The sequence below is a fragment of the Paenibacillus sp. UMB7766-LJ446 genome (assembly GCF_030226665.1).
In the GTDB taxonomy this organism is placed as follows: Bacteria; Bacillota; Bacilli; order Paenibacillales; family Paenibacillaceae; genus Paenibacillus; species Paenibacillus vandeheii.
The window spans coordinates 301448-315216 of sequence record NZ_JASOYM010000006.1 but is presented as its reverse complement, the minus strand read 5'-3'; the positions used below and the strand labels follow the sequence as shown (position 1 = coordinate 315216).

General features: G+C 46.3%; 14 protein-coding genes. 10 read left to right on the top strand and 4 right to left on the bottom strand.

Features of this window, described 5'->3' with window-relative positions; all coding sequences use genetic code 11:
* Positions 1-161: 161 nt before the first annotated feature.
* Positions 162-1013, top strand: coding sequence for a BglG family transcription antiterminator LicT (gene licT, locus QP794_RS17520; RefSeq protein ID WP_024628626.1), 852 nt, complete (start codon positions 162-164; stop codon positions 1011-1013).
* A 128-nt stretch (positions 1014-1141) separates the two neighbouring features.
* Positions 1142-3058, top strand: a complete 1917-nt coding sequence (locus QP794_RS17515) for a beta-glucoside-specific PTS transporter subunit IIABC (RefSeq protein WP_285078252.1) — start codon at positions 1142-1144, stop codon at positions 3056-3058.
* 104 nt (positions 3059-3162) lie between these two features.
* Here QP794_RS17515 and QP794_RS17510 read toward each other — a convergent pair whose 3' ends face one another.
* The gene (locus tag QP794_RS17510) at positions 3163-4056 is read right to left on the bottom strand and encodes a LysR family transcriptional regulator (RefSeq protein WP_285078251.1); all 894 of its coding nucleotides are present in this window, start codon (positions 4054-4056) and stop codon (positions 3163-3165) included.
* Between the two features lie 183 nt (positions 4057-4239).
* On the opposite strand from QP794_RS17510, the gene QP794_RS17505 reads away from it, so the two are divergent.
* Together QP794_RS17505 and QP794_RS17500 are read left to right on the top strand one after the other, a co-directional pair.
* Positions 4240-4824, top strand: a complete 585-nt coding sequence (locus QP794_RS17505) for an ankyrin repeat domain-containing protein (RefSeq protein ID WP_285078250.1) — start codon at positions 4240-4242, stop codon at positions 4822-4824.
* The gene (locus QP794_RS17500; RefSeq protein WP_285078249.1) at positions 4821-6167 is read left to right on the top strand and encodes a uracil/xanthine transporter; all 1347 of its coding nucleotides are present in this window, start codon (positions 4821-4823) and stop codon (positions 6165-6167) included. The genes QP794_RS17505 and QP794_RS17500 overlap by 4 nt, the downstream gene beginning before the upstream one ends.
* Before the next feature lie 65 nt (positions 6168-6232).
* Here the strand turns inward: QP794_RS17500 and QP794_RS17495 are convergent, their stop codons facing one another.
* On the bottom strand, positions 6233-6610 hold the full coding sequence (locus QP794_RS17495) for a PilZ domain-containing protein (RefSeq protein ID WP_285078248.1): 378 nt from the start codon (positions 6608-6610) through the stop codon (positions 6233-6235).
* A 250-nt stretch (positions 6611-6860) separates the two neighbouring features.
* Between QP794_RS17495 and QP794_RS17490 the strand changes: the two genes are divergently transcribed.
* The 6 genes from QP794_RS17490 to QP794_RS17465 all read left to right on the top strand — a co-directional run bounded on the left by QP794_RS17490 (position 6861) and on the right by QP794_RS17465 (position 11215).
* The gene (locus QP794_RS17490) at positions 6861-7310 is read left to right on the top strand and encodes a DUF6386 family protein (protein ID WP_079351168.1); all 450 of its coding nucleotides are present in this window, start codon (positions 6861-6863) and stop codon (positions 7308-7310) included.
* A 29-nt stretch (positions 7311-7339) separates the two neighbouring features.
* Positions 7340-7900, top strand: coding sequence for a hypothetical protein (locus QP794_RS17485; protein WP_285078247.1), 561 nt, complete (start codon positions 7340-7342; stop codon positions 7898-7900).
* Positions 7901-8033: 133 nt separating this feature from the next.
* Positions 8034-8582 (top strand): RNA polymerase sigma factor, encoded by a 549-nt coding sequence (locus QP794_RS17480; RefSeq protein ID WP_285078246.1) that lies wholly within the window; start codon positions 8034-8036, stop codon positions 8580-8582.
* Positions 8572-9714: a DUF4179 domain-containing protein gene (locus tag QP794_RS17475; RefSeq protein WP_285078245.1), complete on the top strand. Its 1143-nt coding sequence runs from the start codon at positions 8572-8574 to the stop codon at positions 9712-9714. The genes QP794_RS17480 and QP794_RS17475 overlap by 11 nt, the downstream gene beginning before the upstream one ends.
* Positions 9715-9949: 235 nt before the next feature.
* On the top strand, positions 9950-10966 hold the full coding sequence (locus QP794_RS17470) for a pectate lyase family protein (protein ID WP_285078318.1): 1017 nt from the start codon (positions 9950-9952) through the stop codon (positions 10964-10966).
* Positions 10967-10972: 6 nt separating this feature from the next.
* Positions 10973-11215 carry a hypothetical protein gene (locus QP794_RS17465; RefSeq protein WP_285078244.1) on the top strand — a complete coding sequence of 81 codons (243 nt, stop codon included), beginning with the start codon at positions 10973-10975 and terminating at the stop codon, positions 11213-11215.
* Between the two features lie 130 nt (positions 11216-11345).
* On the opposite strand, the gene QP794_RS17460 is transcribed toward QP794_RS17465, so the two are convergent.
* Together QP794_RS17460 and QP794_RS17455 are read right to left on the bottom strand one after the other, a co-directional pair.
* Positions 11346-11711: a VOC family protein gene (locus QP794_RS17460; RefSeq protein ID WP_094936845.1), complete on the bottom strand. Its 366-nt coding sequence runs from the start codon at positions 11709-11711 to the stop codon at positions 11346-11348.
* A 250-nt stretch (positions 11712-11961) separates the two neighbouring features.
* On the bottom strand, positions 11962-13608 hold the full coding sequence (locus QP794_RS17455; protein ID WP_079351174.1) for an alkaline phosphatase: 1647 nt from the start codon (positions 13606-13608) through the stop codon (positions 11962-11964).
* Positions 13609-13769 lie beyond the last annotated feature (161 nt).

The following is a 13769-nucleotide window of genomic DNA, read 5'->3' as shown; positions in this document are numbered from 1 at the left end:
AAACATTGTCAGATAGATATTTATATGGTAAGATAGGCCTAAGGCTAATGAATACTGGATTGTTACTGTTCAATCAGGCAAAACCAGAAGCGGGCATGTATTTTATGACCTGTTTTGGTTTTGCCTTTTACTACTTTGACGGTGCAAGGTGATGTGAAGAAATGAAAATTGAGAAGGTGCTGAACAACAACGTAGTTACTGTGATTGATCCGGGAGGAAACGAACTGGTCGTCATGGGACGAGGCATAGCCTTCAAAAAGCATACTGGTGAAACGATAGACGACAGTCTGGTCGAAAAAATATTCTCATTGGAAAGCAAGGAAGTATCGCAGAAACTGAAAACGCTTCTGTCTGATATTCCAGTTGAATATGTTGAATGCTCGGATGAGATTATCCGTTACGCCGAGACCGTGTTGGGTGAGAAGCTTCATGAGAGCATCTACATTTCACTAACGGATCATATTCATTTTGCCATTGACCGGCATCGTCAGGGCTTGCAGATTCGTAACGCATTGTTCTGGGAGATTAAGCGCATGTACCGCAAGGAATATGCGATTGGACTCAAGGCGCTGCAGATTATTGAAGAAACATTGGGCGTCCTGCTTCCCGAAGACGAATGCGCATTCATCGCCATGCATCTGGTAAATGCACAGATGAATGGTGAGATGAGGGAAACCATCAGTATTACGAATATCGTTAAAGATATACTCAACATCGTACGACGCAGCTTTGTCATTGAACTGGATGAGGATTCACTGAGTTATTATCGATTCCTGACGCATTTGAAGTTCTTTGCTCAGCGCGTATTGCATGGTACAGCGATTGAAGATAAGGAAGCAGATAATCCGCTTCATGATCTGGTGAGCAAACAATATCCTGAGGCACATGCTTGTGCTGTTAAGATTAACGATTACACCCGCAAGATCTATAACCGGATCTTGTCCAAGGAAGAAATTCTATATCTGACGATTCACATTGAACGTGTTGTCAGAACGGAACAAACAATCGAATAGTATGGGATTGTTACTGCAAAAAAGGCAAAACCTAAACGTTGAATAATGATAAGCTGAAACTGCTTTGTCATTATTCAGTGTTTAGGTTTTTTTTTAACCTTCATTACACATAAAAGGAGCAAAACACAATGGATAAACAACAATTGTCCAAGGATATTCTGAAGCTTGTTGGTGGCGAAGAGAACATCGATCAAGTCACACACTGTATGACAAGACTCCGGTTCAACCTGAATGACAACAAAAAAGCGGACAAAGCGACGCTGAAAAATACACCTGGCGTTATGGGCGTTATGGAGAATGGCGGTCAGTTCCAGGTTATTATCGGGAACGATGTGCCTGTTGTATATAATGCGCTTGTAGGCAACATGTCCAAATCACCGAATGCAAACGCTGAATCAACTGGTGCTTCGGCTGAGAAGAAAAAGAAAAATCCGATAAGTGCATTGTTTGACTTTATTTCTGGAGTGTTTACGCCAATCCTGCCTGCGATTACGGGTGCAGGTATGATCAAAGGGATCGTTGCGATTCTGGTAGCTCTGAAGTGGTTGTCTGATACAAGCTCAACCTATATCATTTTGTCTGCGATCGGTGATGGCGCATTCTACTTCCTGCCGATCATCCTGGCAATCAGTGCCGCACGTAAGCTCGGTAGCAATATGTATATTGCTGCAGCGCTTGCTGCGGGGATTATGCATCCGACGATTACGGCGTTGCTGCTCAAAGGTGACACTACATTTGTAGGAATTAAGGTTATAGCAGCAACCTATTCTTCTACGGTTATTCCGATTATTCTCGCCATCTGGATTGCTTCCTATGTAGAGAAAGCGGTTGATCGTGTTACACATGCTTCGCTTAAGCTTTTGATTGTTCCAACGGTTACCCTGTTAGTTATGGTTCCTCTGACCTTGATGACGGTTGGACCATTGGGTACAGTGCTTGGTAATGGCTTGTCAGGTGGTATTTCCTGGTTGTTCGACAATATGTCTATATTCGCAAGTATCTTGATTGGTGGTACGATGTCACTACTGATTATTACAGGTATGCACTATGCACTGTTGCCAATCATCGTTGGTTCGATGACTTCACTCGGTTACGATTTTATTATTCCACTGATGTTTGCAGCTAACCTGGCACAAGGGGGTGCAGCACTTGGTGTTGGTCTGAGATCGAAAAATGCTAAAACTAAATCCCTTGCTTATTCCACAGGCCTTACGGCTGTTATGGGGATTACGGAACCGGCAATGTACGGGATCAATATGAAATTCAAAAAACCATTTATTGCAGCCCTGATCGGTGGAGCTGTTGCAGGTGGATTCATGGGGATCGTCAATGTTAAAGCTTATGTACTTACAGGTCTGGTGGGTCTGCCAAGTATCGCAGCATTTATCAGTCCGGCAATTAGCACGCTCATCTATGCTTTGGTTGGTGGTGCGATTGCAATCATCGCTGCAGCAGTACTGACGTATATCCTTGGTTTCCAAGAAGACGGTGCTCCACAATCGGCTGAAGCCGCACCAGCTGCTGAGCCTGCAGCACCAGCAGCAACGACTTCTGCTTCCGCAGTAACGGCTATTGAAGAAACCAAAGCATTGGATCAAGACGTATTTAGCCCAATTACTGGTGAAGTTAAATCGCTGAGCGAAGTTCCAGACCCTGCATTCTCGGAAGAGATTATGGGTAGAGGTTTTGCAATTCAGCCATCCGAAGGCCGTGTGGTTTCTCCAATCAACGGAACGGTATTCTCGCTGTCGAAGAGTGGACACGCTATCGGTTTGGTCAGCGACAATGGTGCTGAGATGCTGATTCATATCGGGATTGATACCGTGAAACTGAAAGGTCAATTCTTCTCCCCTAAAGTTCAAGCTGGAGCGAAGGTTGCCGTCGGTGATGTACTCATGGAATTCGATCGGGAAGAAATTGAAAAAGCTGGCTACACAACGATCACTCCGGTAATCGTTACGAACATGCATCAATACAATTCAATTGAATCTGCCGGACGTACAGCGATTAAAGAACAAGAATTGTTGTTCACGGCAAAAGCTTAACGAGCATCGAAACAAAGCAGCAGTCTCTCCGGAAGGAATTCCGGTAAGGCTGCTGCTTTGTTATGGGTATAGGCGATATTTCCATCGCTGATATCTGCTGTATCCTAAACCGAGCGGGAAGGCAGAAGCTCCCGAACCAATTGCACAAAGTGCTGCGCAGGTTTGGACAGATGACGATTGCGATGCCATACAAGCGCAGAATCTACAGTGGATTGCGCATCCTGGATACGATAAACATGGAACGGATGCTCATGATATAACTGCAATACCGTATGGGGCACGATAGAGCTTGCAAAACCGAGTCTTACCAGTTCCAGCAACATGTTAATATCCGAGCATTCGCCCGCGATGGAAGGATTTACGTGATGCTCACGGAATTTCTGCAGTATCAGTTCGAACATCCCGAGTCCTTCCGTACTGGGAAGTAAGAGATGGATGTCAGCCAGCTTTTGAAAATAAATTCCGCTCTCTTCCGCTGATTTCAGCGGTGTGGAAGAAATATAAAAGAGAGCTTCCTGCGGTAGATGCAGCACTTCATATTGCTCAGTATGGACAGGCATTCGTACACAAGCGAGCTCAATTTTGCCTTCGCTCAAGAGCTGGCAGAGCTGCGCAGATTCATTTTGCTGAATTTTATAGGTCACTTGGGGGTGTGTTGTCCGAAATTGCTGGAGCGCTTGCGGAATCAAACGATCTGAAATGGTATTAATGCCAAGCGACAGCTTACCGCGAATGCCATAGCGGAAGCTCTGCATCTCCATGACAGCTTCCTCCATGTATTTGGTCATCGTCACCGCATAATCATAGAAGCTTCGACCGGCCTGCGTCAGCTCCATACTGCGTCCTTTGCGTTCAAACAAAGCCACGCCAAGCTCATCTTCCATCAGCTTGAGCTGCTGGCTTAGAGGAGGCTGGGCCATGTGTAATCTGCGCGCTGCCGCCGTGATCTGTCTCTCCTCGGCAATCGCGATGAAATAGCGACATTGTTTGATATCCACGTGTGTTCTCCTTATGTGCAGCGATATGTTTTTCGTATGGGAAACCAACAAAACATGTATTTTTATTATACTTCCATCCTATGTTACCATACATAAGATTTAAACACTTCAAATCACACATTTGGATTATGATCTAATTAATAAATGCCGTTTGGATGACGACGAATTGGGGGTCAAGGTGCGATGCTGAACACAATACATGCAGCTGCGGAAGCTGGACATACAGATGATGTGCTGCGATTTATCTCACAAGGAGCCGGATTAAATGACCGGGATACACGCGGACGGACGGCTCTGCTGGCGGCGGTACATGGCAACAAGCCAGAAACCGCAAGGTTGCTTATTGAAGCCGGAGCGGATGTCAACATCCAGGATCAGCGACTGGACAACATGTTACTGTATGCCAGTGCGGAAGGCTTGCGGGAACTGGTGGAACTGGCTATAAAAGCTGGTGCCGATACCCGGCTTACGAATCGCTTTGGAGGTACAGCATTGATTCCTGCTGCAGATCGAGGCCATGTCGATATTGTGGAAATACTACTGACAAGCACGGATGTGGATGTAAATCATATCAACAATCTGGGCTGGACAGCCTTGCTGGAAGCGGTCATTCTGGGGGATGGCGGAACTCGTCACCAGCAGATTGTAGCATTGCTTTTGCAATATGGTGCAGATCCTCTCATTGCTGACCGGGATGGAGTTACAGCACTTGCGCATGCCCGCAGGAATCATTATATAGAAATGGAGCCAATGTTAACCCAATCATGAACAGACATCAAGAGCAATCTTTGCAAAATCATATAAAGGGCGCGTCATCGCTTGCATTGGCAGGCATTCAGTGGTTCTTCTTCCTGTTTACCAACACGGTGGTGGTGCCGTTATCTATCGGACATAATTTTCAACTTTCACCGGAGGTTATTGCTGCATCGATGCAGCATGCCTTTTTGCTTACCGGGGCGGTGTGTATATTACAGGCGTTCTTCGGACATCGTTATGCCGTAATGGATGGTCCCTCGGGATTATGGTGGGGACTGACGCTAAGCTTAACGGCCTCAGCTTCATCGGCTGGCATGAGCTTGGAGCGTATTGGAGGAGGATTGGCTGCGGGTTTTCTGTTAGCTGGTCTGACGATGATGATCCTTGGCTGGCTTGGAGCGGCGCATGTGCTTCAGAAGCTGTTTACACCTATGGTCAAGAGTGCGATGTTATTCCTGATGACGATTCAATTGACCATGAATTTCTTCAAAGGCATGATTGGATATACTGAGTTTGGCACATTCAACCTGCCTGTAGCGGCGTTGTCCGTTGCGATTGCGTTTCTTGTAGCCTTGATTCAGCTTAAGGGAAGAGGCAAGCTTGGGAACTACTCTATCCTGATTGGTATTGTGACGGGGTGGATTGCCTACAGTCTTGTGTTCCCTGGGCAGCATACGAGCGTATCCGGGCATCATGAGGTAAGCCTGTTTTCCTGGTTTCCTTGGGGGATGCCAAAGTGGGAGCCGGGCATTGTCATCACGGCTTTTTTTGTCGGGCTGGTGAATATGACGAACTCCATTACCACGTTAAGCTCCGTCGAAAAGATATATGGAGTGCAGACGACCAACCAACAATATAAACGATCATACACACTCACGGGATTGTTCACCATGTTATCTTCTTGTGTAGGGGTGCTGCCTTTCGGTTTATTTGCTTCTTCGATTGGTTTTCTGGAGAGCACCCGTATTCTGAAACGGGCTGCGTTTGTGGTTGGAGCAGGCATGTTATGTATTTTGGGACTCACACCTTCAGTGACCGCCTTTTTCGCACAAATTCCTCCAAGTGTAGGGAGTGCCGTGCTATTTGTAGCTTATTTGCAAATGTTCGGGACGGCTCTGAGAACACTTGAAGGCACCACCTTTAATTCGAAAACAATCTATCGTGTGGCGCTTCCGGTTCTAACTGGTGTTGCTGTAATGAACATTCCTGCTGAAGCCTTTCATGCTTTGCCTATGTATCTTATTCCGATCATTAGCAATGGACTCGTCATCGGGGTCGTGGTGTCACTTTTGCTCGAAACTACGGTAGATTGGTCCAAGATGGACAATACAACTCCTGCTTCCAAAGCAGCCTGAATACTTGAAATATGGAAACAGTCCGGTTTGTCGGGCTGTTTTTTTGTTAGGTTGGTTCTCCCCGGTTACTTCACCATAATTTTGCCTTGCCCCGCCAGCATCCTCATTTCTCTGAATAAACGCTCATGATTGCCTTGCTGGATCTCCAGCTGTACGCCGTAGTGCCATTGGTTATTCTCTTCATTGCCCCAACGCAGTGTTCCTTCCAAATACAAGGGGTCTTCAAAAAGCAGCAAATTCATGCCGATTCGGATGGTATTGGACTCCACATGCAGATTTAACGGAAATGAAAGCTGACAGCCGGATCGGCTGATATCGCATAATTCAGCTTGAATGGGTTTGGGTGGTGCAGAGGCGCCGTTAATGCTGAGAATAAAAATTTCGAACGATATTGGTTCCTTTAAAGTATAGCGAAAGGGTTCTCTTCTAAGGTTAATTGCCATGGTTTCCTCCACAAAATAACAAAAAGTCAGTTATGATTATATCGTCATTTTTGCTAAAAAAATGAAGAGATTAACCCTGTTGTTATCGTCTTAATTATCTACAAGTGCAGCAGGATCACAGATAGCCCTGAAGTTCCTTTAACCCATGTGTATGGCTTGATATAATGGTTGGATATGGTTCTGATCTTCTCTGCTGGATGAGAGGGGAAAGGGTGCGGGATTTATTTGAAATAAGAAAGGAAGACGGAAAATGAACGGGAAATTCCAAGTGGTTACGGATACAGCAGCACTGTGCTTGTATGATCTGGCGGCACTGAAGCATCGAATGGAAGATACACCGGACTGGTGGTCCATTCCCGAAGATGAACTGGCGGAAGTGAATGCAGGCAACGGTTTATTTCTGAACTTGGGTGAAGATGGACAGTATGAGGTGCATTGGAGTCTGGATGATTCGGTGAAGGAAGTGGAGACAGCATGGGTGTATCATTTACGTGTTCCCTCTGGTACCGTGTATCTGGGAGCTGCCGATGATGTCACCGGAGGCGAGCTGGAGCCTGATGAGTCATGCGGAGGTATGCTGCTCCAGTTGGAACCCGGAAACTACGCGTGCAGGGTGACGAAGGAAGATAAACAAATATGGATTGTCATGAAGCCCAGTTTACAAAGCGAGAACAGTTTAAGTGATTTAATTCGAATTTAGCGTTATAGATATGCGATTGAGTGAGGGTGATGGACTTGTACAAGGCCCAGTTGGAACGCATACAGGAAAAGCTGGACAAGCTCCAAGCTCTGGACCCGGAACGGAATCTGTTTGGGGCGGAAAATCATCAATATGAGTTGGCTCCCGTATGGACATTGGACGAGATTAAGGTTGGGATGTTGACTGGTACGATGACAGCAAGGAAGAGGACGAGTGGGCAGCGCTTGAACATGAGTATTATGATCCGAACTGGGAGGTGCCGTGTGGGCTGGGAATATGGCATTAGAACAACCAAACCTGCAATTTTACCTGGGGTTGTGAAGAGACTGGCGGACGCCTTAACTTTCTCCGAAATGTATAAGCTGGAGCATTATGAAGATGGTTTTGTATTGCTTCAGGAGGGTTCTTCCTGGCCTGAAGCTCTACAAGTCTCGATTGAAGTGGCATCGGGAATGGATGAGATTGTAGAGGGAGAGTTATACATATATTGTCTGTTTCATGTAGGAGGTGAATTCGCAGCAGATTGGCTGAGAGAGATGAAAACGGCTGCGAACAGGGATGACTGCGCATTGGAATGGTTTGAACTTTAACAGAGATTTGGATTGTCAATACAGAGCCTCTTCGTGATTAGATGGGGCTTTTTTTGCTGAGAAATAAATAAAACCGTTTGGATTGTTCGCCCGTCTTATACCACAGAACGAGAGAGAGGGAGGGGGTTGCGGGGTGGAAACCAAAGCCGAGATGAAAAAGATGCTGTTCGTACAGAGCGAAGATGAGACGGCATTTGTTCAGTCCATTATGGAGCATCAGGACACACTGATCTCCATTGCCTACAGTTATCTGCGCAATCGTCATGATGCACTCGAAGCGGTGCAGGAAATGACATGCCGGGCCTGGATTAAGCGTCGTTCTCTGAAAAATGAGAAGGCGTTCAAATCGTGGATTATTCGTATTCTGATCTACGTGTGCATTGATGAACAAAGGCGTCGTAAGCGGGCGACACCACTGCCCAACGAAGGGCTGGAGGAGAATATATCCGAGTCAGCAATTACAGGATTCAATGATAACAAACTTGCGATGTGGTCCATGCTTGAGAAAATCAAACCGAAATACCGCCATGTGCTACTGTTGAAATACTATAACGACATGACATTGATTGAGATCGCCTCCATTCTCGGCAAACCGGAAGGCACCATCAAGACCTGGCAGCATAAAGGGTTGGAACTGTTACGGAAGCAAATGAAGAACAGGGGGGATTGGCATGAGAACTAGTCCGGAGGAACAGGCACTTTTGGCAGATGCTTCCCAGGCTAAGCTGGAGAGACAGCAGCTGAATCCGGCGGACACGGCATTTGCGATTCAGCGAGGTCTGGCACAGGCCAGAACCCGGCGAATGACAAGTCATGTACAATTAAAGTGGATTACGGCAGTGTTGGTAACGGCTTTGGCTGCCGGATGGCTCCTGCTTGGTCCGCTTGGTAATTCTACATCACAACAGGCAATGTACAGCCCGCCTGCACAGAATTGGGGAGTTCTTGAACCTTTTCGAGAGTTGGCTGGAAAAAATGTAGACGGCAATACGATTTCATCCGCAATTAACAATGGTTATGTGCAGCTCGTGAATCGTTCTGTGAAATCAGGAATATATCAGTTAACCGTCAATGCAGTGATGGCGGATGAATACAAGATGATCGTATTGTACACAGCCCAGACGGAAGCTTCCCAGGAGATATATTCAGTTCCCAAAACGAATATGCTCAATGGCATGACGAACCAATCGCTTGGCAATGGCGGTATAAGCAGCCTGTACACCCCAAATGGTAAGTATACACTTTACGGAAGTAGCACCGTTGAAATGGATGGGAATACACCGCTTCCTGAACAAGTGAAGTTCGATTTTCGCATTTCATCTGTAGTTCCTGATCTGTTGGCTGACACGAATAAGGTTAAAAAAGATACCAAATACCAATTTTCGAAACCGATGGAAGTGAGCTTCGATCTGGACCCTAAATTTTCGCTGGCTAAGACGGAGAAGATTAAACCTAATCAGTTATTTACGATTGGGGGGTATGAGGTGATGTTATCTGAAGTAGAGATATCACCATTGGTAATACGAGCAAAATTTATCTATGAACCTAATCAAAAGATTGATTATAAAACCAAAGTCTCCATCAGTGATGTGGTCAACCCTACCGAGATTGTGTCTACAACCAAGGATGGGAAGCAAACAAAACTATCCTCAGTGTCAGGTAGTGGAACGGAAGACGGTATGATCTATTCCTTCAGCAGTAATCTGCTGGATGACCCACAATCTCTGGTATTAAAACTTCGCGGTGAACCGGGCAAAGTATATGATGATTTACAGGAAGCCGAGAAACATAAGCTGGAGCTGAAAATTAAATAGCATTCACAAGGAAAGGCGATATAAAGTCATGGTTTATGCAGATGACTTTGTGTCGTCTTTTCATTTTTCTCATACGGGGCCTGATGTTGCAAAAAAAAGAAAATCAAGACTAAAATGCAATTTTTGTATTGTCACATCCGATGTTACACGATATAATCTACTTGTCTTGCAGGATAAAATTATAAAGGATGGTGAAATTTTGAAGAAATCCTCGATTCTTTTACTCGCTGTAACGCTGTTATTGTTGACAGTCTCCACAGTCTCTACGGTGCCCGCTACATATGGTGCGGCCAGTTATCCCAACACAGGTTCGAATGGTTTAACGGGTTTTGCAGGTAACGCCAAAAATGAAAGTGGGGTGTCCAAATCAGCCACGACCGGTGGCAAAAATGGTCAGGTCATCTACATCAGCAATTTGAACGATCTGAGAACACATATGGCTGGCACTACGTCAAAAATACTGGTCATTGAACAAAATATTTCTTCCTCTACATTGCAAAAAGTCGAATTTGGATCGAACAAAACGTTGGTAGGCTCCTTTGATAAACACACGCTAACGAACATTCATTTCAGATCCACATCCAGCTCAAGCAATGTCATTTTTCAGAATCTGACTTTTGAACACGCTTCCAATATTAACGCCAACGATGATATCCAGATGTATATTACATCAGGCTCCAACTACTGGATCGATCATGTGACGTTCTCCGGCCACAGCTATAGCTCCAGCGGTAGTGATCTGGACAAGCTTCTGTATATTGGGGATCGCGCAGATTATATTACGATTAGTAATTCCAAATTTGCAAACCACAAATACGGAATTATTCTCGGGTATCCGAATGATGGCAACAGCAGCTATAATGGTGTACCTCATGTAACCATGGCAAATAACTATTTTGAAAACCTGTATGTACGTGGTCCTGGTCTCATGAGATACGGTTATTTCCATATCAAAAACAATTACGCCAACAACTTTAACCAGGCCATTACGATAGGTGAAAAAGCACGCATTTATTCTGAAAACAATTACTTTGGTGCAGGCGCTGAAAAAGGCGGCATTCTGGATGATAAAGGGAACGGTGAATTTACGGATACAGGCAGTATACCTGCGTTAAGCAGTCCATCCTCTCCTCAAACAAGCTGGAGACCAAGCACCAACTACAGCTATGAAGTTCAGACAGCCAGTTATGCACGTGAGTTTGTCACCAAGTATTCAGGTTCGTCTAACAACACGCTTGTATTCGGAAAATAAGCTGGATTGTCCAAAAAAGCCCGTATCAGTGATACGGGCTTTTTTGGACAGGCTCGTGAGAACGGCTATCTGCTGCATGAGAGTGCTGGTGCTGCGCAGTTCAAGCGCAACCGTGGCGCTGTGTCGGATTTCGAATGTTCCGCCGTGTATGAGCGCCATCTACCCTTGGGCAGACGCTGGTGCTGGATGCTGCTTGATCGGCTTTTGAACCGTGTGGGTGTGCCGATGATTCGTCGGATGAAGTTGTAAACATGTACAATCAGCGCACGGATGCTGTCTTATACGGGGGGTGCGTGCAGAGTTGTCTCCCCACACAACTGGTCAGTCATCGTGAAGCGTACACTTAATTAGACTCGCCTTCCTACATAAAGGTGCCTGATCAGATATGTTCGGCCAGCTGCACTTCGAAGCCATCGGGGTCGGTAATGTAAATAAACCGCAGATGCGGATTAGGTTGGACGGGGCCACGTGCAATCGGGATGCCTAATGCGGCGAGCTGCTCCATGGCTTCGTCCAATGACCTTACCTCATAGCCGATGGACACACCAGCGTCTGGCTTGAGGAGGGTATCGCTGCCTTCGATTAGTTCCAGCTTCGTTTCATTTTCCGGACCTAGCATGGCAATCTGCCGCCCCCGGCTTTCGAATCTGCGCTGGATCGGAAGTCCGAGCATGCCGTGGTAGAAACGGAGCGATGCTTCCAGATCGCGTACCCGCAGTGTAATCCAGTTTAATCTGATCAACATAGGTGAATCTCTCCTTTTTGCCGTCATATTCATTAACGTTATGTTTATTATACGATAAGCTTGTGTATGGGCCTATAATGGCAATGAAAGGTTTAAGCAGTTGAGTTCTTCCACGCAATGAGGATTACGAGCGGCCAGAATCAGAACTTCCCGAGAGAAGTTGCATGTAAAAGTGAATTCGAAAAAAACTGCCCGAGAATATTCTCGGGCAGTTTTACGGAGCGTACCGTTCAATGAACGGGCTCTTTTTTTATTTAATCAGGTCAATCGCATCCTGTGGAACAAAGGCTTCTACGCCATTGTAGACAATTACGCCATCCAGGGTAGTCTTTTTGCCATTAACGAGCGCGACATTTTTGTAGATTTGCAGTTCAAGCTTGGTGCTGCCCTTGGTTACGAGGATTTTCGGATTTTTGGCATCCGTCAAATCCAGCTTGTACGTTGCCCCTTTGGCAGTGAAAGCCTTTTTCGCGGGTACAAACAATTGTTTGCTCACGCTATCGAGATCAAGGTTCATCACACGTGCCATGTATTTGGCTACGTCCGTATTGTCGATGACACCGAAAGGTCGATCATTATTTGGAGCGTACGTATACAGGACAACATCTCCGCCTGTGTGACCGCCAGTGGTCCAGCCAATTCCGGAACGTTTGCTGATCATCGGTCCAACCGTATAATTGAGGCTGCCCGGGCTGGCCGCTTTAATGGCAGCGATTTCCTCCGAAGTCAGGTCGGTAATGCCATAGTATTGCTTCATCACCGCTTTGATGTTGGTACGTTTGGCATTCAGCTTGGATTCCAAACCTTCGCCTGTTAGCTTGGCCTTTTTCAGAGGTCCGATAAAGGTAGACAGCTGCTCTTTATCATAAGTGCCTGTAGTTGAGGCGTTACCAATAGTCAATCCACCGTTTTGGTGGTCCGTAACAGCGACAACGACGGTTTCTTTATCTTTTTTGGCAAAATCCATGGCTACTTTAACAGCATCGTCAAATGCCAGCACATCACTGATAATGCCGACTGGATCGTTGGCATGCGCTGCCCAGTCCACTTTGCTGCCTTCGACCATCAGGAAGAAGCCGTCTTCGTCTTTGGAGAGAACTTCAATGGCTTTAGAAGTCATCTCGGCGAGGCTTGGTTGCTTCGCTGGATCACGATCCATGTTATAGGCCATGCCTGCCGGTGCAAACATACCCCACAGCTTGCCTGATGTGGAAGCTTTCATCGCTGCCGGAGTCGTTACGTAATCATAGCCCAGTGCTTTGATAGATGAGACGAGATTCTCGCCATCCTTGCGTCCCGCAGGCTCCAAATAACTGCTTCCTCCGCCAAGCACAACATCCATACCGTTATAAACCTGTTGTTTGCTCAGTGCATCATAGTTTTTGCGATCCGGATAGTGAGCCGAGAAGTCAGCTGGTGTGGCGTGCATAATTTCGGATGTCGCAATAATACCCGTTGCTTTGCCTGCCAGTCTGGATGCTTCCAGGATGGAAGCGACCGGTTTCTTGGCATCTCCCGGAGCGATGGCCTTTTGTCCAGGCATTGTCGCTTTATCCGGCAGTACGCCGACATATCCTGTATGTGATTTGTGACCTGTAGCAAAGGCTGTTCCCGCAGGTGCCGAGTCCGCAATCGGCGCATCCGCAGAGTGTGTACGAACCATGCCACTGGCCATGGAGTCCAATGTCAGAGAGGATCCCTTATACCAGCGAGCCAAAGCTGTTGCGTCGTTCGCCATACCGTCCGGGATCAGGATGATAACATTTTTGATCGGTGAAGCAGATGAGGTGGTGTCTTCCACAGCCCAAGCTGCACTACTGCCTCCCAGCGTAGCCGTAACAATCGTCGTTACCGCGAGCATCATTTTGGCTGCACGGGTATTGAATCGGTTTAACATGAACACATCCTCCTAAATAATATGTATAGTTTGGTATCCAAGACCAGTGTATACAATGAATGCTAAACGAGCGTATGTATTGCATTAACTAAATGTAAATTTTACGATTAGAGAAGAACTGGACAGACTGCAGCATCCTCTTGTATGTTAGGGGAAAATCA

Excerpts from the sequence above, each read along its gene's own strand:
- licT (WP_024628626.1), top strand. The coding sequence starts at position 162 with ATGAAAATTGAGAAGGTGCTGAACAACAACGTAGTTACTGTGATTGAT.
- QP794_RS17515 (WP_285078252.1), top strand. The coding sequence starts at position 1,142 with ATGGATAAACAACAATTGTCCAAGGATATTCTGAAGCTTGTTGGTGGC.
- QP794_RS17505 (WP_285078250.1), top strand. The coding sequence starts at position 4,240 with ATGCTGAACACAATACATGCAGCTGCGGAAGCTGGACATACAGATGAT.
- QP794_RS17500 (WP_285078249.1), top strand. The coding sequence starts at position 4,821 with ATGAACAGACATCAAGAGCAATCTTTGCAAAATCATATAAAGGGCGCG.
- QP794_RS17495 (WP_285078248.1), bottom strand. The coding sequence starts at position 6,610 with ATGGCAATTAACCTTAGAAGAGAACCCTTTCGCTATACTTTAAAGGAA.
- QP794_RS17490 (WP_079351168.1), top strand. The coding sequence starts at position 6,861 with ATGAACGGGAAATTCCAAGTGGTTACGGATACAGCAGCACTGTGCTTG.
- QP794_RS17485 (WP_285078247.1), top strand. The coding sequence starts at position 7,340 with ATGGACTTGTACAAGGCCCAGTTGGAACGCATACAGGAAAAGCTGGAC.
- QP794_RS17475 (WP_285078245.1), top strand. The coding sequence starts at position 8,572 with ATGAGAACTAGTCCGGAGGAACAGGCACTTTTGGCAGATGCTTCCCAG.
- QP794_RS17460 (WP_094936845.1), bottom strand. The coding sequence starts at position 11,711 with ATGTTGATCAGATTAAACTGGATTACACTGCGGGTACGCGATCTGGAA.
- QP794_RS17455 (WP_079351174.1), bottom strand. The coding sequence starts at position 13,608 with ATGTTAAACCGATTCAATACCCGTGCAGCCAAAATGATGCTCGCGGTA.